Origin of the sequence: Pseudomonas sp. NPDC089743 (assembly GCF_044748785.1) — a bacterium.
GTDB lineage: Bacteria > Pseudomonadota > Gammaproteobacteria > Pseudomonadales > Pseudomonadaceae > Aquipseudomonas > Aquipseudomonas putida_X.
The window spans coordinates 41,389-63,920 of the sequence record NZ_JBIVGS010000016.1 but is presented as its reverse complement, the minus strand read 5'-3'; the positions used below and the strand labels follow the sequence as shown (position 1 = coordinate 63,920).

The 22,532-nt window shown below is 62.9% G+C and carries 17 protein-coding genes; 7 read left to right on the top strand and 10 right to left on the bottom strand.

Annotated elements, in window-relative coordinates; genetic code table 11:
- The first annotated feature begins 13 nt into the window (after positions 1–13).
- A complete protein-coding gene (gcvP, locus tag ACIPZC_RS21930) occupies positions 14–2,887 on the top strand; it encodes an aminomethyl-transferring glycine dehydrogenase (RefSeq protein WP_400629518.1) in 2,874 nt (957 codons plus the stop codon).
- Positions 2,888–2,921: 34 nt separating this feature from the next.
- Here gcvP and ACIPZC_RS21925 read toward each other — a convergent pair whose 3' ends face one another.
- Together ACIPZC_RS21925 and ACIPZC_RS21920 are read right to left on the bottom strand one after the other, a co-directional pair.
- The gene (locus ACIPZC_RS21925; RefSeq protein WP_400629516.1) at positions 2,922–3,236 is read right to left on the bottom strand and encodes a DUF2388 domain-containing protein; all 315 of its coding nucleotides are present in this window, start codon (positions 3,234–3,236) and stop codon (positions 2,922–2,924) included.
- Between the two features lie 89 nt (positions 3,237–3,325).
- The gene (locus ACIPZC_RS21920; RefSeq protein WP_400629514.1) at positions 3,326–5,011 is read right to left on the bottom strand and encodes a GspE/PulE family protein; all 1,686 of its coding nucleotides are present in this window, start codon (positions 5,009–5,011) and stop codon (positions 3,326–3,328) included.
- A 342-nt stretch (positions 5,012–5,353) separates the two neighbouring features.
- Between ACIPZC_RS21920 and gabD the strand changes: the two genes are divergently transcribed.
- From gabD to ACIPZC_RS21905, 3 genes are all read left to right on the top strand, one after another.
- Entirely contained in the window at positions 5,354–6,796 is a 1,443-nt protein-coding gene (gene gabD, locus ACIPZC_RS21915) for an NADP-dependent succinate-semialdehyde dehydrogenase (protein WP_349976004.1), read from the top strand.
- Positions 6,797–6,974: 178 nt separating this feature from the next.
- On the top strand, positions 6,975–8,252 hold the full coding sequence (gabT, locus tag ACIPZC_RS21910; protein ID WP_039601890.1) for a 4-aminobutyrate--2-oxoglutarate transaminase: 1,278 nt from the start codon (positions 6,975–6,977) through the stop codon (positions 8,250–8,252).
- 137 nt (positions 8,253–8,389) lie between these two features.
- Positions 8,390–9,649 carry an HDOD domain-containing protein gene (locus ACIPZC_RS21905; RefSeq protein ID WP_400629511.1) on the top strand — a complete coding sequence of 420 codons (1,260 nt, stop codon included), beginning with the start codon at positions 8,390–8,392 and terminating at the stop codon, positions 9,647–9,649.
- 35 nt (positions 9,650–9,684) lie between these two features.
- Here the strand turns inward: ACIPZC_RS21905 and ACIPZC_RS21900 are convergent, their stop codons facing one another.
- Together ACIPZC_RS21900 and desA are read right to left on the bottom strand one after the other, a co-directional pair.
- Positions 9,685–10,671, bottom strand: a complete 987-nt coding sequence (locus ACIPZC_RS21900) for a sensor domain-containing diguanylate cyclase (protein WP_241805701.1) — start codon at positions 10,669–10,671, stop codon at positions 9,685–9,687.
- 141 nt (positions 10,672–10,812) lie between these two features.
- A complete protein-coding gene (gene desA / locus ACIPZC_RS21895; RefSeq protein ID WP_400629509.1) occupies positions 10,813–11,997 on the bottom strand; it encodes a delta-9 fatty acid desaturase DesA in 1,185 nt (394 codons plus the stop codon).
- A 146-nt stretch (positions 11,998–12,143) separates the two neighbouring features.
- On the opposite strand from desA, the gene dibA reads away from it, so the two are divergent.
- Positions 12,144–14,039 carry a phosphodiesterase DibA gene (gene dibA / locus ACIPZC_RS21890; protein WP_400629507.1) on the top strand — a complete coding sequence of 632 codons (1,896 nt, stop codon included), beginning with the start codon at positions 12,144–12,146 and terminating at the stop codon, positions 14,037–14,039.
- Between the two features lie 195 nt (positions 14,040–14,234).
- On the opposite strand, the gene tcyN is transcribed toward dibA, so the two are convergent.
- The 3 genes from tcyN to tcyJ are packed head-to-tail and all read right to left on the bottom strand — an operon-like array spanning position 14,235 to position 16,455.
- Positions 14,235–14,993, bottom strand: coding sequence for an L-cystine ABC transporter ATP-binding protein TcyN (gene tcyN, locus ACIPZC_RS21885; RefSeq protein ID WP_400629505.1), 759 nt, complete (start codon positions 14,991–14,993; stop codon positions 14,235–14,237).
- 2 nt (positions 14,994–14,995) lie between these two features.
- Positions 14,996–15,664, bottom strand: a complete 669-nt coding sequence (gene tcyL, locus ACIPZC_RS21880; protein WP_012316742.1) for a cystine ABC transporter permease — start codon at positions 15,662–15,664, stop codon at positions 14,996–14,998.
- Positions 15,661–16,455 (bottom strand): cystine ABC transporter substrate-binding protein, encoded by a 795-nt coding sequence (gene tcyJ, locus ACIPZC_RS21875; protein ID WP_267819493.1) that lies wholly within the window; start codon positions 16,453–16,455, stop codon positions 15,661–15,663. The genes tcyL and tcyJ overlap by 4 nt, the downstream gene beginning before the upstream one ends.
- 269 nt (positions 16,456–16,724) lie before the next feature.
- On the opposite strand from tcyJ, the gene epsC reads away from it, so the two are divergent.
- A complete protein-coding gene (gene epsC, locus ACIPZC_RS21870; protein ID WP_241805501.1) occupies positions 16,725–17,657 on the top strand; it encodes a serine O-acetyltransferase EpsC in 933 nt (310 codons plus the stop codon).
- A gap of 322 nt (positions 17,658–17,979) precedes the next feature.
- A complete protein-coding gene (gene betT / locus ACIPZC_RS21865; RefSeq protein ID WP_241805702.1) occupies positions 17,980–19,941 on the top strand; it encodes a choline transporter BetT in 1,962 nt (653 codons plus the stop codon).
- 73 nt (positions 19,942–20,014) lie between these two features.
- Here betT and tauD read toward each other — a convergent pair whose 3' ends face one another.
- Genes tauD through tauB form a run of 3 tightly spaced genes read right to left on the bottom strand, consistent with a single transcriptional unit; the run spans position 20,015 to position 22,524 of the window.
- Positions 20,015–20,848 (bottom strand): taurine dioxygenase, encoded by an 834-nt coding sequence (gene tauD / locus ACIPZC_RS21860; RefSeq protein ID WP_400629502.1) that lies wholly within the window; start codon positions 20,846–20,848, stop codon positions 20,015–20,017.
- Between the two features lie 51 nt (positions 20,849–20,899).
- The gene (gene tauC, locus ACIPZC_RS21855) at positions 20,900–21,739 is read right to left on the bottom strand and encodes a taurine ABC transporter permease TauC (RefSeq protein ID WP_400629500.1); all 840 of its coding nucleotides are present in this window, start codon (positions 21,737–21,739) and stop codon (positions 20,900–20,902) included.
- Positions 21,736–22,524 carry a taurine ABC transporter ATP-binding subunit gene (gene tauB, locus ACIPZC_RS21850; protein WP_400629499.1) on the bottom strand — a complete coding sequence of 263 codons (789 nt, stop codon included), beginning with the start codon at positions 22,522–22,524 and terminating at the stop codon, positions 21,736–21,738. The genes tauC and tauB overlap by 4 nt, the downstream gene beginning before the upstream one ends.
- Positions 22,525–22,532 lie beyond the last annotated feature (8 nt).

Sequence of the window (22,532 nt, the reverse complement as noted above, 5' to 3'; positions counted from 1 at the left end):
AGAGAGCGTCGTCATGTCCCAGTCGCCGTCCCTGCATCAACTGCAAGAGCTCAACCCATTCCTGCGTCGTCACCTGGGGCCTGATGCCTCGGAGCAGCAGGCCATGCTCAGTGCCCTGGGCTTGAGCAGCCGCAGCGAGCTGATCGAGCAGACCGTCCCGCCGGATATCCGCTTCAACCGCGCCCTCGACCTGCCCGCCGCCCTGGATGAACAGGCCGCGTTGGCCAAGCTCGCCAGTTATGCCGAGCAGAACCAGGTGTGGACCAGCCTGATCGGCATGGGTTACCACGGCACCGTCACGCCAACCGTCATCCTGCGCAACGTGCTGGAGAACCCCGGCTGGTACACCGCCTATACGCCTTATCAGCCAGAAATCGCCCAAGGCCGGCTGGAAGCCCTGCTCAACTTTCAGCAAATGGTCATCGATCTGAGCGGCCTGGCCCTGGCCAATGCCTCACTGCTCGATGAAGCCACCGCCGCAGCCGAAGCCATGGCCTTGGCCAAACGTGTGGCGCGCAACAAGAGCAATGCTTTCTTTGCCGATGAAGACTGCCACCCGCAGACACTGTCGGTGTTGCGAACCCGGGCCGAAGGTTTTGGTTTCGAACTGATCGTCGACGCTGTGGATAACCTTGCCCAGCACCAGGTATTCGGCGCGTTGCTGCAGTACCCGGATACCCATGGAGCAGTGCGTGACCTGCGCCCGCTGATTGACCAGTTGCACGGCCAGCATGCCCTGGCATGCGTGGCGGCAGACCTGTTGAGCCTGGTGCTGCTCACGCCGCCGGGTGAACTTGGCGCAGACGTGGTGCTTGGCTCGACCCAGCGCTTTGGCGTGCCCATGGGCTACGGCGGCCCGCACGCGGCCTATTTTGCCTGCCGTGACGACTACAAGCGGGCGATGCCGGGGCGCATCATCGGTGTGTCGCGTGACGCCCGTGGCAACACCGCCCTGCGAATGGCCCTGCAGACCCGCGAGCAACACATCCGCCGCGAAAAAGCCAACTCCAACATCTGCACGGCCCAGGTACTGCTGGCCAACATCGCCGGTTTCTACGCGGTGTACCACGGCCCTGAGGGCTTGCAGCGCATCGCGCAGCGCGTGCACCGGCTGACTGTCGTGTTGGCTGCCGGCCTTGAGGCCAAGGGCATCAAACGCCTTAACCAGCATTTCTTCGACACCCTTACCCTGGAGGTCGGCGGTGCCCAGGCGGCCATCATCGAAAGTGCGCAAGCGGCGTGCATCAACTTGCGCATTCTGGGCCGCGGCCACCTGGGTGTGAGCCTGGACGAAACGTGCAGCGAAGACACCGTGCTTCGGCTGTTCGACATCTTTCTTGGCGTGGATCACGGCCTTGAGGTCACCGCGCTTGACCAGCAGGCCCTGGCAGGCGGCATTCCCGCCGGGCTGCAACGGCGCACGCCGTTCCTTTCCCACCCTGTGTTCAACCTGCATCACAGCGAAACGCAGATGCTGCGCTACCTCAAGCAGCTGGAGAACAAGGACCTGGCGCTGAACCAATCGATGATCCCGCTGGGTTCCTGCACCATGAAGCTCAACGCCACCAGCGAAATGATCCCCATTACCTGGCCCGGGTTCGCTCAGCTTCATCCCTTTGCGCCCGAAGCTCAGGTCGTGGGTTACAAAACGATGATCGACGAGTTGGAGCGCTGGCTGTGCGCTATTACCGGTTTCGACGCCATCTGCATGCAGCCCAACTCGGGTGCCCAGGGCGAATACGCCGGGCTGATGGCAATCACCCGTTACCACCGCAGCCGTCATCAACACCAGCGCACGCTGTGCCTGATCCCTTCGTCGGCCCACGGCACCAACCCTGCTTCGGCGCAGATGGCAGGCATGGACGTGGTGATCGTCGACTGCGATGACCACGGCAACGTTGACCTCGACGACCTCAGGGCCAAGGCCCATGCTGCAGGCGAGCGGCTGTCCTGCCTGATGGTTACCTACCCGTCGACCCATGGTGTGTATGAGGAGGGCATTCGGGACATCTGTGAAGTCGTTCATAAGCAGGGCGGGCAGGTGTACATGGACGGCGCCAACCTCAATGCCCAGGTCGGCCTCACGCGGCCGGCTGACATTGGCGCCGATGTCTCGCACATGAACCTGCACAAGACGTTCTGCATCCCGCACGGCGGCGGGGGCCCCGGCATGGGGCCGATTGGCATCCGCGCGCACCTCAAGCCGTTCGTCGCCAGTCATCCGGTGGTGCCGGTGCCGGGCCTGGACCCGAACAACAGCGCGGTCAGCGCCGCGCCCTGGGGCAGCGCGAGCATCTTGCCGATCAGCTGGATGTACATCGCCATGATGGGGCCGCAACTGGCCGATGCGAGCGAAGTGGCCATCCTGTCGGCCAACTACCTGGCCAGGCAGCTCGAGGGTGCCTTCCCGGTGCTTTACAGAGGCCGAAACCAGCGGGTGGCACATGAGTGCATCCTTGACCTGCGGCCGCTCAAGGCCATTACCGGGATAACGGAAGAGGATGTGGCCAAGCGCCTGATGGACTATGGCTTCCATGCCCCCACCATGTCATTCCCGGTTCCTGGGACCTTGATGATCGAACCGACAGAGAGTGAGTCCAAAGCCGAGCTGGACCGGTTCGTCGAAGCCATGCTGGCGATCCGGGCGGAGATCGAAGAGGTGCAAGAGGGTCACTGGCCGGCGCAAGACAATCCGCTCAAACATGCCCCGCATACCCTGGCCGATGTGCTGGCGCCGTGGAGCCGGCCTTACAGTCTTGAGCAGGCGGTGGCCCCCAGCGCTCACGTGCGCCAGCACAAGTACTGGCCAGCGGTGAACCGGGTCGACAATGTGTACGGGGACAGGAATCTTTTTTGTGCGTGTGTACCGGTGGAGGCGTATCGCTGAGTTGAAGCTGGGGCTGCACGGCAGCCCCAGGGCCTTACTCGACTATCGCATTCTTCGCCAGGATGGCATTTGCCAGTTCCATGTCGCTGGCTTGCATGCCTGGGTTCTCAGCCCGCACCTGGCGCATTGCCGCCTCCAGGAACGGCCCACGAATAGCACCTTCACTGGCCACGAAGCTGCCGGCGTCTTCCTGCGCCGCGACGACCAACTTGTGATCTTTGGAGGTCAGGTAGGTCGATGCCGTGGTCGCGCCGGAAGAAATCACGTTGCGCCAGAAGGTATCGGCCATGGCGGAGCCAATGGGCAGCGAAAGCAGGGCAGCGGCTGCGATGGCGGTTGGGAGACGCATGATGAAACACCTCGAAGGGTGAGGGCTGATGGAGCCCGATTTGATTGTGCCTGCGGGGCGCAAGTTCCTCGAAAACAAGGGTTTTTTGCTCATGCGCAGACCCGCAGCACTTCCTCTTGGCAGGTCAGCCCACGGGCCACTTTGGCTTCCCCGCAGCGTTTCAGGTCCAGCAACCCTTCGCTCAACGCCTGTAGCCGCAAGCTGGCAAGGTCCGCCCCAGCGCCTATCCGGGCGCGTAGGTTTTCGCTCGGCACCAGCAGCTCGAACAAGCCCGTTCGGCCATGAAAGCCGGTGCCCCGACACATCAGGCAAGGGTGGCCGCTGGCCGATGCTGCGCGGCGCTGGCACTCACGGCAAATCAAGCGCACCAAGCGCTGCGCCATCACCCCACCGAGGGTGGCCTTGATCAGGTAATCGGGCACGCCAAGCTCCAGCAGGCGGGTAATGGCAGCACAGCTGTCGTCGGTGTGCAGCGTCGAGAGCACCAGGTGCCCGGTAAGGGCAGCTTGCACGGCTACCAGAGCCGTCTCGCGATCACGGATCTCGCCGATCATGATGATGTCCGGGTCCTGGCGTAACAGCGCGCGTACGCCGTTGGCGAAGCTGAGGTCCAGTGTCGGCTGCACCTGCAGTTGATTGAATGCCGGCTCCAGACGTTCGATCGGGTCCTCGATGGTGCACAGGTTGACCTCCGGCGTGGCCAATTGCTTCAGGCTCGCGTAAAGCGTGCTGGTCTTGCCTGAGCCGGTAGGGCCGGTGACCAGCAGGATGCCTTGACGGCGTTGCAGCAGGGCCAGCCACTGGTGCAGTTGTTCACCTTCCAGCCCCAGGCGGTCGAAGTCTTCCTGTAGCTGTTGTGGGTCGAACAACCGCAGCACCAGCTTTTCGCCAAAGGGGGTGGGCAGCGTAGACAGGCGCAGCTCCACTTCGCGGCCACCTGGCAGGCTGCACTTCACGCGGCCATCCTGCGGGCGGCGTTTCTCCGCGACATCCATGCGGCCCAAGTGCTTCAGGCGGCTGACGACCGCAAGGGTGACGCCGGCCGGGAAGGCGTAGACCGTATGCAGGAGGCCGTCTATGCGATAGCGCAAGCGGCCCTGTTCGCGGCGCGGCTCAAGATGGATATCACTGGCGCGCTGTTCGACGGCGTACTGCAGCAGCCAGTCGACGATGTGCACGATATGCGCGTCATCTGCCGTGGCGTTGCCCAGGCGCTTGTCCTGCTCGAGCAATTGCTCGAGCTCACCGAGGCTTGCCGACTGCTGATGCTGGGCGCCTTGCACCGAGTGGGCGAGGCGAAACAGTGACTGGCCCACCTGGCGCAGTTGCAGGGGGCTGGCGAACACGCGGCGGATCGGCTTGCCCAGGCTGCGGGCCAGATCGGTTTGCCAGTCACACTGGTAAGGCTGCGCGCTGGCCACGGTGATGCCCAGGCTGTCGCTGGCCAGGATGAGTATGCCGTGGCGCTGGGCGAACGCTGGCGATATCAGCCCGTTGACCTTGGACAGGTCGAGTTGCAGTGGGTCGATACGTTCATAGGGCTGGCCGACTTTTCTGGCGAGCCATTGGCACAGGCTGTCCAGGTGCAGGCGCTGGCCGGGGTGCCGGCGGTCTTGGAGTTCCAGCGCCGCTACGGCTTCGAGCGGATGGCAAGGTGGCCGTGCCTTGGCGTATTCGAGTACTTGCCAGGCGTCGCTGGCGCTCAGGAGCTGGTCGGCTTGCAACGTGTCCAGCACGCGTTTGAGGTCGAGGGATTGATCGTCAGGGTTGTGCATGGCGGCGTCCGTGCCAGGTTATGAGGTCCTGATCAAGGCTAGCCGGGTGGGCGGGTTCGAGCGTGGGTGAAAGGTTTCGGGATCTTGCCGGGCTGGTCGTAGTACTGTCGTGCGCAGAGTGCTGTCGGCTGGTACTCCCATCACCTTGGAGCTGCGCGCCGTCGTCTACCCTATACGGGGCGCTGCCGGGGGCTTTCAGATGGGCTGTGCAACCATTCGTTCTTTTTTTCGAACAGGCTATTGTCCTATACCCCAGCAGCCGCTTAGCATTCGTTTGAGATTTCAAACGCTCGATGCCCTGCCTTGGGCGCTTTTCAACAATCAACAATTCGGGAAGCCGACATGCAGCTCAAAGACGCTCAGTTGTTCCGCCAGCAAGCCTTCATCAATGGTGAATGGCTGGATGCGGACAGCGGCCAGACCATCAATGTGACCAACCCGGCCACTGGTGAAGTCATCGGTACCGTGCCGAAGATGGGCACTGCGGAAACCCGCCGCGCCATCGAAGCTGCCGACAAGGCCCTGCCGGCCTGGCGTGCTCTGACCGCCAAAGAGCGCTCGAACAAGCTGCGCCGCTGGTTCGAACTGATGATCGAGAACCAGGACGACCTGGCTCGCCTGATGACCACCGAACAAGGCAAGCCACTGGCCGAAGCCAAAGGCGAAATCGCTTACGCAGCCTCGTTCATCGAGTGGTTCGCCGAAGAAGCCAAGCGCGTTTACGGTGATACCATCCCAGGTCACCAGCCTGACAAGCGCCTGATCGTCATCAAGCAGCCGATCGGTGTTACCGCGGCCATCACCCCGTGGAACTTCCCGGCGGCGATGATCACCCGTAAAGCCGGCCCGGCCCTGGCCGCTGGCTGCACCATGGTGCTCAAGCCTGCTTCGCAAACCCCGTACTCTGCCCTGGCCCTGGTCGAGCTGGCTACCCGTGCCGGCATCCCGGCTGGTGTGCTGAGCGTGGTGACCGGCAGCGCTGGCGAAGTCGGCGGCGAGCTGACCGGCAACTCCCTGGTGCGCAAACTGTCCTTCACCGGCTCGACCGAAATCGGTCGCCAGCTGATGGAAGAATGTGCCAAGGACATCAAGAAGGTTTCCCTGGAGCTGGGTGGCAACGCCCCGTTCATCGTGTTCGACGATGCCGACCTGGACAAGGCGGTAGAGGGCGCGATCATCTCCAAATACCGCAACAACGGCCAGACCTGCGTTTGCGCCAACCGTATCTACGTGCAGGACGGCGTCTACGATGCCTTCGCCGAGAAGCTCAAGGCCGCTGTGGCCAAGCTGAAGATCGGTAACGGCTTGGACGACGGCACCACCACTGGCCCGCTGATCGATGGCAAGGCCGTCGCCAAGGTTCAGGAGCACATCGAGGACGCCGTCTCCAAAGGCGCCAAGGTGCTGTCCGGTGGCAAGCTGATCGAAGGCAACTTCTTCGAGCCGACCATCCTGGTCGACGTGCCGAAGACCGCTGCCGTCGCCAAGGAAGAGACCTTCGGCCCGCTGGCGCCGCTGTTCCGCTTCAAGGACGAGGCCGAAGTCATCGCCATGTCCAACGACACCGAGTTCGGCCTGGCCTCGTACTTCTATGCCCGCGACATGAGCCGTGTGTTCCGTGTTGCCGAGGCGCTGGAATACGGCATGGTGGGTATCAACACCGGCCTGATCTCCAACGAAGTCGCGCCGTTTGGCGGTATCAAGGCTTCGGGCCTGGGCCGTGAAGGTTCCAAGTACGGTATCGAGGACTACCTCGAAATCAAGTACCTGTGCATCAGCGTCTGATGCGCTGAAGGCTTTACCTCTGCCAGCGGGGCGCGAGAGCGACGTCTCGCTGGCTTTTTTGACATCGCAGCACCTGGTGGCCAGGGCGTTCACGGCAGTCGATCAACGAATACTGTTCGCGAGCACTCCCAGCCACCCCCGAATAAAAGCGCCGCTGATCGGCGCAAATGAGGGCATTATGAGCAAGACCAACGAATCCTTGATGCAACGTCGTGTAGCCGCCGTCCCGCGTGGCGTAGGCCAGATCCACCCGATCTTCGTCGAAAGCGCGAAGAACTCGACCGTGATCGACGTTGAAGGCCGCGAACTGATCGACTTCGCCGGCGGCATCGCAGTCCTGAACACCGGCCATCTGCACCCTAAAGTGGTCGCCGCTGTTCAAGAGCAGCTGACCAAAGTCAGCCACACCTGCTTCCAGGTACTGGCTTACGAGCCTTACGTAGAGCTGTGCGAGAAGATCAACAAGCTGGTCCCAGGTGACTTCGACAAGAAGACCCTGCTGGTTTCCACCGGCTCCGAAGCCGTTGAGAACGCCGTGAAAATCGCCCGTGCCGCCACTGGCCGTGCTGGCGTGATCGCCTTCACCGGCGGCTACCACGGCCGCACCATGATGACCTTGGGCCTGACCGGCAAGGTTGTACCGTACTCCGCTGGCATGGGCCTGATGCCTGGCGGCATCTTCCGCGCCCTGTTCCCGAGCGAACTGCACGGGGTCAGCGTTGACGACGCCATCGCTTCGGTCGAGCGCATCTTCAAGAACGACGCCGAGCCGCGCGACATCGCCGCGATCATCCTCGAGCCGGTACAGGGCGAAGGCGGCTTCCTGCCAGCGCCTAAAGAGCTGATGAAGCGCCTGCGTGCCCTGTGCGACCAGCACGGTATTCTGCTGATCGCCGACGAAGTACAGACTGGCGCTGGCCGTACCGGCACCTTCTTCGCCATGGAACAGATGGGTGTAGCGCCGGACCTGACCACCTTCGCCAAATCCATCGCTGGCGGCTTCCCGCTGGCCGGTGTTTGCGGCAAGGCCGAGATCATGGACGCCATCGCTCCGGGCGGCCTGGGCGGCACTTACGCCGGTTCGCCGATCGCCTGCGCCGCGGCTCTGGCCGTGATCCAGGTGTTCGAGGAAGAGAAGCTGCTGGACCGCAGCAAGGCAGTAGGTGAGCACCTGACCACGGGCCTGCGCAAGATCCAGGAAAAGCACCCGATCATTGGCGATGTCCGTGGTCTGGGTTCGATGATCGCTGTGGAAGTCTTCGAAAAAGGCACCCACACCCCGAATGCCGCCGCCGTTGCTCAAGTGGTTGCCAAAGCGCGCGACAAGGGCCTGATCCTGCTGTCCTGCGGCACCTACGGCAACGTCCTGCGTATCCTGGTTCCGCTGACCGCCGAAGATGAGCTGCTCGACAAGGGCCTGGCCATCATCGAAGAGTGCTTCGCTGAACTGGCCTGATGTGACAGGCTTCATAAAAAAACCCGCCTAGGCGGGTTTTTTTTGTGCCTAACAAAGGGCTGTGGCGCTATGGTTGTCACAGGACTTGCCTTGGAAGCTGCAACGGATTGCGTGTCAGGGATATTCAGGAGTTGGCCATGAGCGCTGCAGACCCCACCCCACCTAGCGTACTGATTGCCGAAGGCGACCCTTGGGTGCGCGACATGCTGCGTGAGATGTTGCTCAGCGTGCGCTGTGATGCCCGGCTGCAGGTATGCGCCGATGGCTCCCAGGCGCTCACGGCATTGGCCAGCAAGCCTGACCTGATCATCGCCGCCCGTGAGCTTGCAGGTGTCGATGGCCTGGACCTGTTGCGCAAGGTGCGCGCCAAGGGGCCGGGGTTGCCGTTCATTCTCATGAGCAACCGCAGTGACAGTGCCAGCGTGCGTGAGGCGCTGCCGCTGCACCCCACGGCTTACCTGAGCAAGCCACTGAACATGGACAACCTGCGCAAGCGTCTGGAAGAGCTGCTGCTTGAAGTGGGTGAGCAGATCGCCTGCCCGGTGCCACCGTTGCAGCCTGGGGCAAGCCTGCCGGCCTTCCTTGAGCAGCGCCGCGCCACCGCCGATGGCGGGCCGCTGTTCGCGGATGTGCAGGTGGCGATCAAGCGCGCGCTGAACCCTCAGGGGCTGGACCTCAAGGTGCTCGAAGAGGAGGTGCGCAACGACCCGCAGGTTACAGCCGTACTGATCGCTGCCGCCAACAGTGCTGCCCTGCACCGCGACGCACCGGTGCAGACCTTGCTACAAGCCCTGAACAAGCTTGGCAGCACGCAGAGCATGAACCTGATCCTGGGCCTGGCCCTCAAGCGCAGCGCCCGCCTGACCGATCCGCTGCTGGCGCAGCAGGCGGCGCATTTCTGGAACTTGTCGCTGCATACCGCCGAATACGCGCGTTCCCTGGCGCGCATGCTCGAACTCGACGAAGAGCTGTGTTACTGCGCCGGGCTGTTGCACTGCCTGGGTGACCTTGCGGTGCTGCGCTGCCTGCAGGAATGGCGGCTGGCCGGTGGTGAACTGCACGATGGCCTGGTGCAGGCGTCACTGAGCGACTTCGGTGCAGCGTTCGGCTCGGCACTGCGAACCCGCTGGCGCTTGCCGCTGGGCCTGCGCGAGCTGATCGCGGCAATCTATCAGTTGGGTGGTGGGGTTTATTCCCGGGAGATCCTGGCCATGAACCTGGCCGGGCAACTGGCGCGACTGCCGGCGAGCCAAGGGTTGGAGAGGGTTGCCGAGAGCAAGACCGCGCGCTTGCTCAAGGTTGGGCTGGCGCAGTTGAGCCGGTTGCGCAAGGTGGAGAATCCAGAGGTAAAACCGCAGGAGCAAGAGCCGCCTGTGGCTGAGGAGGGGGGTACGTAACTGAATTGTTGGGGCCGCTGTGCGCACCCAATGGTTCAGCCCCGCACGATCTGGTTCTTGCCCTGCCGCTTGGCCCGGTACATCGCCGCATCAGCCCGGGCGAAGAGGCTGTCCAGTGAGTCATCCTCATCCGTGAGCCCGGTCAGCCCCTGGCTTACCGTCACGCCATACACCTGCTCGCCATGGCTGAAGCTCAGCCGCTGAATCTCGCGCTGCAGGCGCTCGGCGATCTGCTCGGCGACCTGCGCATTGCAGCCGGGGAACACCGCAGCAAACTCCTCGCCACCAATGCGCCCGAACAGGTCGCCGCGGCGCAGCACCGCCTTGCCGCTGTCGGCGATGCGTTGCAGCACCTGATCGCCTTCCTGATGGCCATAGCTGTCGTTGATCTGCTTGAAATCGTCGATATCCAGCAGCAGGAATGCCAGTGGCGTGCCGTCTTCGCGTGCGTTGTCGAAGGCTTGGCCTGCACATTCGAAAAAGTGCCGGCGGTTGCTGCTTTGGGTCAGTACGTCGGTGGTGGCCAGGCGATGCAGTTCGCCTTCAAGCTGCTTCTTTTCGGTGATGTCCTCGGCAATGCCGACGATGATCACCCGCTCGCCTTCATGCTGCTGGTTGATGTAGCACTTGTCACTCAGCCAGCGCACTTGGCCGTTTGCGTTGAGGATGCGGTATTCGCGGTCTTCAACCGCGCCTTTGATCAGCACCTGGGCCAGGCTGCGCTCGGCGTACTCCAGGTCATCGGGGTAGATGCTATCGCGCCACTCGTTGAAGTCGGCCAACACCAGGCTGGTAGGCCGGCCGAAAATGCGTTCATAAGCGGGGCTGACGTAGAGCACCTGGCGTGTTTCCCAGTCGAACGCCCAGAGCACCGCATTGACGCTGTCGAGCAACGAACTGTAGAGCTGTTCACGTTCGCTCAGGCGAGCCACTTCGCCTTGGGCATGCAGCAAGGCCAGCAGTGTTTGGGCTGCCTCGGGAGCTGAATTGCCGGGCAGCGTTGGATAGATGTTCTTGGCCATGTGCACGGAGTGGCTCTCGACGGGTAAGCGTGCGGCCACAGACCGGCCCGCCACGCGGGCGATGTGCCGGGTTTGAGTGGTTTTTCAGAGGGGAAGTTCCAGCAAGCACGCCCCGTTGCAGGGCGTGCCGATCAACGGTGGTCAGACGCCGTGCGGGCGCAGGGAGTAGGTTTTCAATTGCGCTGCAAAGTCGTGCAGTGCATGAATGCCACTGGCCTCCGCCTCGTGTACCCAGTCTTTCATGGCGGCGAGCATGTCGTGGCCGTTGGCGCTGGTACGGGCCCAGATCTGCTGCAAGGCCAAACGCTTTTCATAGATGGTCTTGAGTGCCTGGCTCTGCGCCAGCAGGGACTCGATGCGCACATGGTGACGCTCTTCGAGCAGGCTGGGTTCCCGCGACAGCAGGCGTTTGGCCCGGCGGAAGCGATGGCGTACCGAGGCGTCGACCTTGGCCAGTTCCTGCTTGACCAGCGGACCGATCACCAGCTTGCGGTATTGGGCCATGATCTGGAAGCGGTTGTTGAGGATGGCCATGGTGGTATCCATGTCCAGGTTGGCCTTGCCCTCGACGCGGTGGGCGATGGGGGCCACTCGTTGTACTTTGGCCAGGCGCAGCAGGCACAACAGGCGTATCCAGGCCCAGCCCATGTCGAACTCCCAGCGCTTGACCGACAGCTTGGCCGAGTTGGGGTAGGTGTGGTGATTGTTGTGCAGTTCTTCGCCACCGATGACGATGCCCCATGGCACCAGGTTGGTCGCCGCGTCACGGCACTCGAAGTTGCGGTAGCCCACCGCATGGCCCAAGCCGTTGACCACACCCGCTGCCCAGAACGGAATCCACATCATCTGCACCGCCCAGATGGTGATGCCGATGGTGCCGAACAGCAGCAGGTCGAGCACTGCCAGCAGGGCGATACCGCCATGTTTGTAGCGTGAGTAGAGGTTGCGCTCGATCCAGTCATCCGGGCAATTTTTGCCATAGATACGCAGGGTTTCGGGGTTGAGCGCTTCTTCCCGGTAGAGTTCGGCGCCCTTGCGCAGCACTGTGCCCAGGCCTTTGTGTACCGGGCTGTGCGGGTCGTCCGGGGTTTCGCACTTGGCGTGGTGCTTGCGGTGAACGGCTGTCCACTCGCGGGTGTTCTGCGCCGTGGTCAGCCACAGCCAGAAGCGGAAGAAGTGCTTGAGCGCGCCATTGAGCTCCAGGGCGCGGTGGGCCGAGTAGCGGTGCAGGTAGATGGTGACACTGATGATGGTCACGTGAGTCATCAGCAGGGTAACGCCAACCAGTTGCCAGGCCGACAAGTCGAGCAGACCGTAATACCACATAGGTGTGAAAGCCCTCGAAGAAACAGGGAAAGGCCTGATTATCCCTTGGTAGGGAAATAAAACCAGTCACCCTTTCAGATAGGACGTCACTGCATGTTTCTGGCTCTATAATGCCCCATCATTTTTCATGGACTTTTGTTGCCGACATGTCTGTTTCCGTTCGCGACGCCTTGCGCATGGCCGCGCTGTATCTGGTGCTCTCGATCCTCTGGCTGGTGCTGTCAGAGGTGGTTTTGCGCAGTATGTCTGAAGATCCCCTGGCCTTGGCCGTAGGGCGGCAGATCAATGTTGTCCTTTGGGTGCTGGCCAGCGCGGCGCTGATTTTCTTCACCCGGGCCCGTCTGCTCAATTTCATCGGCGTCGGCGCCCGTCTTCGCAGCGAGGACCGCGCCCGTCTGCGCATGGCCGCAGCCGTGTTCGACTGTACCCTGGAGGGCGTGCTGGTCACCGACCGCCAAGGGCTGATCGTGCACGTCAACCGCGCGTTCATGCGGATCACCGGCTACCAGCAGGATGAAGTGCTCGGCCAGCGCCCGAGCAAGTTCAAGTCCGGCCGGCACGGCGTGCCGTTCTATCAGCAGATTTATGCCACCCTGGCAGAGAAGGGCGAGTGGAGCGGGGAGATATGGAACCGGCGCAAGAGTGGTGAAATCTACCCGCAATGGCAGACGATCCGTGCCATTCACGACGATGGCGGCGAGCTGACCCATTATGTCGCGGTATTCAGCGACATCAGCGCAATCAAGCATACCGAGCAGGAATTGGCCTACCTGGCCCACCACGACCCCCTTACCGGCTTGCCCAACCGTTTGCTGTTCAACGACCGGGCCGAGCAGGCACTGGCTTCGGCACAGGCCAACAAGCGTGGATGTGCGTTGTTGCTGCTCGATCTGGACCACTTCCAGAGCATCAACGATGGGCTAGGCCACACCATCGGTGATCAGCTGCTCAAGCTGGTAGGCGAGCGTCTGGCCGAGGTGGTTGGCAATGGTGTGACCTTGGCGCGCCTGGGCGGTGACGAATTCGGTGTGCTGGCGGAGAACTGCCAGCAGGTCGGCCAGGCCGGCAAACTGGCACAGGCCCTCATCGAACGCATGCGTGAACCGTTCGAGTTCGATGGGCATCGGCTGTTCATCAGCGTCAGCGTCGGCATCAGCCTGTTCCCCAGCGATGCGTTGAGCGCCGAACAGCTGCTGCGCAACGCCGACTCGGCGCTGTACAAGGCCAAGCACAATGGCCGCGCTTGTTACGCGCTGTACACCGAAGAGCTGACGGCGCACGCCCAGCACCGTGTGGAAACGGCAGGCGAACTGCGCCGCGCGCTGGCCCAAGACGAGCTGCGGGTGTTCTACCAGCCGGTGTTCGACCTGTTCACGTCGAAGATGGTGGGGGTGGAGGCGCTGGTGCGTTGGCAGCACCCGCAACGTGGCTTGGTGCCGCCAAGCGAATTCATTCCTATCGCCGAGCGTACTGGGCTGATTGCCGACATCGACGCCTGGGTGATGCGCGAGGCGTGCCGGCAGATGGTCAGTTGGCAGGCTGACGGGCGCCTGCTCGAGTTCGTTGCAGTCAACATTTCCAGCCGGCTGTTCGGCCAGCGTGAGCTTTACCGGCAAGTGGCCGGTGTGTTGCACGAGACCGGCCTGGATCCGTCGCTGCTGGAGGTCGAGGTGACCGAGAGTGCAGTCATGGAAGACCCTGAAGTCGCGCTGGAGCAGCTGCACCGGTTGCGTGAGCTGGGCTTGAACCTGGCAATCGACGACTTTGGCACCGGCTATTCGTCGTTGCTGCGGCTCAAGCGCCTGCCGGTGCAGAAGCTGAAGATCGACCAGGGCTTCGTCGCCGGCTTGCCGATGGATGACGATGACGTCGCCATCGTGCGGGTGATCATCGCCCTGGCGCGGAGCATGGGCATGCAGGTGCACGCTGAAGGCATCGAGCAGGCGGAGCAAGCCAGGTTCCTGCTCGAGCAGCAGTGCCAGCTGGGGCAGGGCTACTGGTTCGGGCGGCCCGTGCCGGCTGAGGGTTTGCGTTGGCACTGAGCCGGGCCGGCACGGTGACGCCCCCAGGGCTGCTGCGCAGCCATCGCCGGCAAGCCGGCTCCCACCGCGACCGCGCAGTTCTTCAGGCCTGCGCTTTACCTGTGGAGGCAACGGTCTTGCTCAACTTCTAAAAAGCCGGCGCAATCCATGTGGGGGCCGGCTTGCCGGCGATGGGGCCAGTGAACCGAATGCAGATCACTCGGAAGCCGCAGTCCCGAGAAACTTGCGCAAGAACTGTCGAGTCCGCTCTTGCTTGGGGTCGGCAAACAGGGCCTTGGCCTCGCCCTGCTCGACGATCACCCCCTTGTCGAAGAAGATCACCCGGTTAGCCACATCACGCGCAAAGCTCATCTCGTGGGTGACGATGATCATGGTGCGCTTTTCTTCGGCCAGGCCGCGGATGGTCGCCAGCACTTCGCCGACCAGCTCAGGGTCCAGCGCCGAGGTGGGTTCATCGAACAGGATCACCTCAGGTTCCATGGCCAGCGCCCGGGCGATTGCAACGCGCTGTTGCTGCCCGCCGGAAAGGCGTTTGGGGTAGGCGTCTTCCTTGCCCGCCAGCCCGACCTTGGCCAGCAGCTTGCGGCCCAGCTCCATGGCTTGCGCGCGGGGTGTCTTCTTGACGATCACCGGGCCTTCCATCACGTTCTCCAGCGCGGTGCGATGAGGGAACAGGTTGAAGCTCTGGAACACGAAGCCGGCCTGCTGGCGCAAGCGGCGAATGGCACTTTGCTGGTTGCCAAGCGGACGGTTGGCATCGATGCTGATGGCACCGATCTGGATGCGCCCGGCGTCAGGCGTTTCCAGCAGGTTCAGGCAACGCAGGAAGGTAGTCTTGCCCGAGCCGCTGGGGCCGATGATGGCCACCACTTCGCCCGGTTGCACGGTCAGATCGATGCCGTTGAGCACGGTCTGGCCTTTGAACTGCTTGGTCAGGCCTTCTACTACGATCATCTTCAGTGCTCCTGATCGTGCTGGTTGACCCGCGCTTCCATGCGGTTCTGGAAGTGCGCGAGGATGCTGCAGAGGATCCAGTACACCACCGCAACGGCCAGGTACATGGTGAAAACTTCGAAGGTCCGCGCAGTAATCAGCTGCGCCTGGCGGAACAGTTCGGGCACCTGGATGGTCGCCGCCAGGGCGGTGTCCTTGACCAGGGAGATGAAGCTGTTACCCAGCGGCGGCAATGCCGTGCGCAGGGCTTGCGGCAGGATCGCCCGGCGCATGGCCTGGGTGCGGGTCATGCCAATGCTGGCGGCTGCTTCCCACTGGCCACGGTCGATCGAGGAGATCGCCGCACGCAGGATTTCGCAGATGTACGCGGCCATGTTCAGCGACAGGCCAATCAGCGAGGCCGGGATGGGGTCGAGTTCGATGCCGATCTGCGGCATGCCGAAATAGATCACGAACAGCTGCACCAGCAGCGGCGTGCCCCGGAAGAACGACACATAAATGCGTGCCAGCCAGTCCAGCGGCAGGATCTTCGACAGGCGCATCAGTGCCAGGGCAAAACCCAACACCAGGCCGAAGAACATGCCGCCGACACTCAGCAGCACTGTGTAACCCGCGCCCTTGAGCAGGAAGGGCGCGGAGTCGACAACGAGTTGCAGGCTTTCAGCGATCATTGGGTGACATCGGCACCGAAGTATTTCTCGGACAGCTTGGCCAGGGTGCCGTCGGCCTTGAGCTTGTCGATGGCCTTGTTGATGGCTGCCAGCAGCTCAGGCTCACCCTTGCGCAGGGCCACGCCGCTTTCCAGGCGCGAGAAGGCGTCGCCGGCAAGCTGGGTATCCTTGGCTTTTTGCGCGTATTCCAGGGCGGCCAGGCGGTCGATCAGGATGGCGTCGATACGGCCGTTGCGCAGGTCGGCGAACTTGCTCGGGTCATCTTCGTAGGTGCGCACTTCAGCGTTCGGAACGTCCTGCTTCACCCACTGTTCGTAATTGGTGCCCAGGCCCACGCCGACCTTCTTGCCAGCCAGATCCTGCGCGGTCTTGATGTTCAACTGCTCGGCTTTTTTCTTCAGGATCAGCGCCTGGATGCCGGAGACGGTGTAAGGCTCGGAGAAGTCGTACTTCTTCTTGCGCTCCTCGGAGATGGTCACTTGGTTGACCACCACGTCCAGGCGTTTGGATTCCAGCGCTGCAAGGATGCCATCCCATTTGGTCGGCTGGATCTTGGCCTTGACGCCCAGTTCCTTGGCCAGCAGTTCCGAAAGCTCGACCTCGAAGCCGGCAAGCTTGCCGTTTTCATCCTGGAAACTGAATGGCGGGTAGGTGCCTTCGAGGCCGACGTTGATCACGCCTTTTTCCTGGATGGTTTTCAGTTGCTCGCCGGCGAATGCCTGGCTGAACAGACCGGTGCCCAGCAGGATGGCCAGGCTGGCATTGAGAAGCGGTTTGGCGAATTTCGACATGTCAGGCCCCGCGCTTGTTGTGGAAGTGGTGGGTGGCGACTATAGGGTTGGCTTCATAGGCCAGGAAATAATAAAAACTTATTTTGTTATTTCCTTTTTTATCTCTGCCAGGGTTCGGCTGCTTTGAGGGTAGGCGACGATGCCGGGTACGTCGTCGCAGCTTATGCCCGACTTAGTGCAGGATGGAATAAAGCGTTGTTTTTTCCAAGGGGCTGATTTGCCGTAAAGTGGATTGCAAACTATCAGCTTGGCCCTGCCAGGAGATCACCGTGAGCGAACACCCTTCATCCGCGCATTGGCAGTTGCACAGTATCGTCAGTGGCTTGCGCAGCGCCCGTGAGCAGTGGCGCAGCCGCAATGGCCGCAGTATTGGCGAGCAGGGCGGGCGCGAATTGCCGTCGCGCGAGGCGATGCGGCACATCCTTGAGCAACTGTGCGGCGCACTGTTCCCGATGCGCCTGGGGCCGGTAGACCTGCGCGAGGAGAGTGAGGACTTTTACGTTGGCCACACCCTGGATGCGGCGCTGACAGCGTTGCTGGCCCAGGCACGCCTGGAGCTGCGTTATGCCGCACGCCAGAGCAAGGCTGACCTGACGGCCGTCGATGCCCAGGCGCTGCGCTTGATACAGGATTTTGCCGCGGCGTTGCCGGCCTTGCGTGTGCTGCTCGATACCGATGTGCTGGCGGCGTACCACGGTGACCCAGCAGCGCGTAGTGTCGACGAAGTCTTGCTGTGCTACCCGGGTATCCTGGCAATCATCCACCACCGCCTGGCCCACCACCTGTACAAGGCTGGCTTGCCGCTGCTGGCACGCATCAGCTCGGAACTGGCGCACTCGGCCACCGGCATCGACATCCATCCAGGGGCGCAGATTGGGCAGAGCTTCTTCATCGACCACGGCACCGGTGTAGTGATCGGTGAGACTGCGATCATCGGCGAGCGGGTGCGTATCTATCAGGCCGTGACCTTGGGGGCCAAGCGCTTCCCGAGCGACGAGTCGGGCTCGCTGCACAAAGGCCTGGCGCGGCACCCGATCGTCGAAGACGATGTGGTGATCTACGCAGGCGCGACCATTTTGGGGCGCATCACCATCGGCAAGGGTTCGACCATTGGCGGCAACGTGTGGCTGACCCGCAGCGTGCCGGCGCAGAGCAACATTACCCAGGCCAATCTACAGCTCGATTGCCAGGACAAGAACTGACCTGAATTCAGCCGTGTTCGTACCGGCCCCATCGCCGACAAGCCGGCTCTCACGGGTTCACCGGCCCACCTGAGTACAGTGGCTTGGCTGTGTAGGGCTTACCCGCAATAGGGCCGGTACGAGCGCGCCGATCGGCGCCTCGGGTCGCATCGAATCCCGATCCATGTTTAACTTGAACGCTTGTTCAACGAAAAAACGCTGGTCCGTTGCCGGTGTTCAACAGGAGGATTCCTTTGCTGAACCCGTTCATTCCGAACCTCACGTCAATCGACGAGGTGCATGCCCCATGAGTGCACCGACCCCTTCCAACAGCCAGATCCGCATGAACCCTCCGGTGTTCTATTTTGCGGCAAGTTTCATCCTCATCTTCGGCCTGGTGGTCATCGCCCAACCTCAAGCAGCGGGCGACTGGCTCTTGGCGGCGCAGAACTGGGCGGCCAATACGGTCGGCTGGTACTACATGCTGGCCATGACCCTGTACCTGGTCTTCGTGGTGGTCACCGCCTTGTCCGGCTACGGCAAGATCAAGCTCGGTGCCGACCACGACGAACCCGAGTTCAGCTACCTGTCGTGGGCCGGCATGTTGTTCGCCGCCGGTATCAGCATCACCCTGTTCTTCTTCTGCGTTTCTGAACCCCTGACCCACATGCTCCAGCCCCCCCAGGGTGAGGCGGGCACGGCGGAGGCAGGGCGCCAGGCGATGCAGATACTGTTCCTGCACTGGGGCCTGCATGGCTGGGGCGTGTTCGCCTTCGTCGGCATGGCGCTGGCCTATTTCGCCTACCGCCACAACCTGCCGCTGGCGTTGCGTTCGGCGCTGTACCCGCTGATTGGCAAACGTATCAACGGGCCGATCGGCTATGCGGTGGACGGCTTCGGCATTATCGCTACGGTGTTCGGCCTGGGGGCCGACATGGGCTTCGGCGTGCTGCACCTCAATGCCGGCCTGGACTACTTGTTCGGCATCAGCCATAGCCAGTGGGTGCAAGTGATCCTCATCACCCTGATGATGGGCGCGGCCGTGGCGGTGGCAGTCGCTGGGGTGGAGAAGGGCGTGCGGGTGATGAGCGACATCAACCTGTTCCTGGCCTGTGCGCTGTTGCTGTTCGTGTTGTTCGCCGGCCCAACCCAGCACCTGTTCAACACCCTGATCCAGAACCTGGGTGATTACCTCGGCGCGCTACCCCGCAAGAGCTTCGACGTGTATGCCTACGGCGAAAACCGTGACTGGCTGGGTGGCTGGACGGTGTTCTACTGGGCCTGGTGGATTGCCTGGGCGCCGTTCGTAGGGCTGTTCATCGCCCGCATCTCGCGTGGCCGCACCATTCGTGAATTCGTCTTCGGAGTGCTGCTGATCCCGCTGGGCTTCACCCTGGCGTGGATGTCGATTTTCGGCAACAGCGCGCTGGACCAGGTACTGAACCATGGCATGACGGCGCTTGGGCAGTCGGCCATCGATAACCCGTCGATGAGCCTGTATCTGCTGCTGGAGACCTACCCGTGGAGCAAGGTCGTCATCGCGGTGACGGTATTCATCAGCTTCGTGTTCTTCGTCACCTCGGCAGACTCGGGCACGGTGGTGCTGTCGACCTTGTCCGCCAAGGACGGCGGTGCTGATGAAGACGGCCCGAACTGGTTGCGGATCTTCTGGGGCGCGATGACTGCGCTGATCACCAGCAGCCTGCTGTTCGCCGGCAGCATCGATTCGCTCAAATCGGCGGTGGTGCTGACCTCGTTGCCGTTCTCGTTGATCCTGCTATGCATGATGTGGGGGCTGCATAAGGCGTTCTACCTGGAGTCGCAGCGCCAGATCGCCCAGTTGCATTCGCTGGCCCCGTTCGCCCAGTCCCGCCGTGGCCGTGGTGGCTGGCGCCAGCGCCTGAGCCAGGCGGTGCATTTCCCGTCACGCGATGAGGTGTACCGCTTCATGGACGATGTGGTGCGCCCGGCGATTGCCGAAGTGCGCGAGGTGTTCGAGCAGAAAGGTCTGGTGTTGGTGACCCAGGATGATCCCAGCCACGACAATGTCAGCCTGAAAGTCGGCCACGGTGAGGAGCAGCCGTTCATCTATCAGGTGCAGATGCGGGGGTATTTCACACCGTCGTTCGCGCTGGGTGGGTTGGGCTCTCAGGACTTGAAGAACCGCCGTTATTACCGCGCGGAGGTGCATCTTAGCGAGGGTAGCCAGAACTACGACCTGGTGGGCTACAGCAAGGAGCAGATCATCAACGACATCCTCGACCAGTACGAACGGCATATGCAGTTCTTGCACTTGGTCCGCTAGAGCGCCGGGGCCGCTGCGCGGCCCTTTCGCCGGCAAGCCGGCGATTCGAGGCCAACGGCCTCGTCCGCCACCCTCAGAACGGCGCATCCCCCAAGATGGTCGCCCGATGCATCACCCGCCGGTTGGGTCGGTAATCATCCACCGCAAAATGCTGGGTGACGCGGTTGTCCCAGAACGCCACGTCGTTCTCCTGCCAACGCCAGCGGATGCTGAACTCCGGCCGCGTCGCATGGGTGAACAGCAGCTTGAGCAATGCCTCACTCTCCAGTTCGCTCAGCTCATTGATGCGTGTGGTGAACCCTTCATTGACGAACAACGCCTTGCGGCCGCTCACCGGGTGGGTGCGCACTACCGGGTGCGACAGCGGCGGGTTGTTACGCCGGGTGGCTTCCCAGCGTGCCAGGTCTTCAGGCGTAGTGCCGAAGCGCTCGAGTGGGAACGACTGGGTGAAATCGTGCGTTGCAGTCAGGCCATCGAGCATCTCGCGCAGCGGCGCCGACAGGGCTTGGTACGCGGCAATGCCGCTGGCCCACAGGGTATCGCCGCCATAGGCCGGCAACTGCTTGGCACTGAGCACCGCACCCAGCGCCGGGGTCGGCAGGAAGGTCACGTCGGTGTGCCACACGGCATTATCGCGTACGTCGGTGACCGCGGTGTCGAGGATCAGCACCTGCGGGGTTTGCGGGACGTTGGGATAGATCGGATGGATGTGCAGGTCGCCGAAGCGCGCGGCGAAGCGCGCTTGCTGCTCAGGCGTGATCGGCTGGTCCCGGAAGAACAGCACCTGGTGCTGCAGCAGTGCCTGCTCGATGGCATCGCGGTGCTCGGCAGTCATCTCGCGGCTGATGTCCACGCCGCTGATCTGGGCACCAAGGGCCGGGCTGAGGGGGGTAACGGTAAGCGTCATGTCTTTTTCACTCCAGGCGCCGGGTAGCCGGCGTGGTCGGTCAGCAACCCGTCAGTGGCTTTGCCCATGCCAGGGCACCAGCTTGCGCTGCAGGGCGCGCAGGCCCATCTCCAGGGCGAAGGCGATCAGGGCGATCAGCAGGATGCCCAGCACTACCACGTCAGTCACCAGGAACTGCGCCGCCGACTGCACCATGAAGCCCAGGCCGCTGGTGGCAGCGATCAGTTCGGCGGCTACCAGGGTCGACCAGCCCACACCCAGGCCGATACGGATGCCGGTGAGGATATCGGGCAGGGCACTGGGCAGGATCACGTGGCGGATCAGTTGCACCTTGGTCGCCCCCAGCGATTGCGCAGCGCGCGACCTGGCCGGGTCGACGGTGCGCACGCCGGTAGCCGTGGCGATCGCGATCGGGGCGAAGATTGCCAGGTAGATGAGTAGCACCTTGGACAGCTCGCCGATACCGCACCAGATGACGATCAGCGGCAGGTAGGCCAGGGGCGGTATGGGGCGGTAGAACTCGATCAGTGGGTCGAGAATGCCGCGGGCTACACGGTTGTAGCCGATGGCGATACCAACCGGGATGGCGGTCAAGGTCGCAGCAACCAGCGCCAGGCCGATGCGCCCCAGGCTCGCGCCCAAGTGTTGCCACAGGCTGGCGTCCATGTAGCCTTGGGTGAGCAAGCTCCAGGCTTTGGCCAGGATGTCGCCGGGCGTAGGCAGGAACAGGGGCTCGATCCAGCCGGCGGCGGTCACCAGCCACCAGACCAGCAGCAGGCTGGCCAGGGTTAGCGTGCTGATCCAGCGGGTGGAAAGCTGGCGGCGCGCTTTTTCGACGGGCCGCGCGTGGCTGTCGCGCTTGCTGGCGACCGGCAGATCAAGGCTGCTCATGCGTGCTCCTGCAGGCTTTGGCGTTGGGAGAAAACCCGCGCCAGCACGTGCTCGCGGGTTTCAATGAAGCGGGGGTCAGACTTGATGGCCCGAGCGGACTCGCCAGCGGCATAGCGTTGGCCGAAGCCCAGCTGCAGGCGCTCGACCACACGGCCCGGGTCTGGGGCCAGCAGCACCAGCTCGGTTGCAAGGAATACCGCTTCCTCAATGTCGTGAGTAATAAGGAACACCGGTTTGGCAGTGCGCTGCCAGACTTGCAGCAGCAGTTCTTGCATCTGCTCGCGGGTGAACGCGTCAAGGGCGCCGAACGGCTCGTCCATCAGCAGTACCCTTGGGTCGGCCGCCAGCGCGCGGGCCAGGCCCACGCGCTGCTTCTGGCCGCCGGACAGTTGCCAGATGCGCCGCTCGCCAAAGCCATCCAGATCGACCAGGGCCAGCAGTTGCCGTGCCTTGGCCTCCCGCTCTGCGCGGGCCACACCGGCCAGCTCCAAACCGAAAGCGACATTGCCCAGCACGTTCTGCCACGGCAGCAGGGCATCGTCCTGAAACACCACGCCGCGTTCGGCGCCGGGGCCTTGCACCGCAACGCCGTCAAGGGTGATACGCCCGCCGCTGGGGGTGACGAAGCCCGCGATAAGGTTGAGCAGCGACGTCTTGCCGCTGCCGGAGGGCCCCAGCGCGACCAGCAACTGGCCTGGGCCCAGGCTGAGGTTGATGTCGGCCAGCACAGGGGTGCTGGCGCCGGGGTACTGTGCGCTGATGCGCTCCAGTTCTAGCAAGGCCATGACGGGCT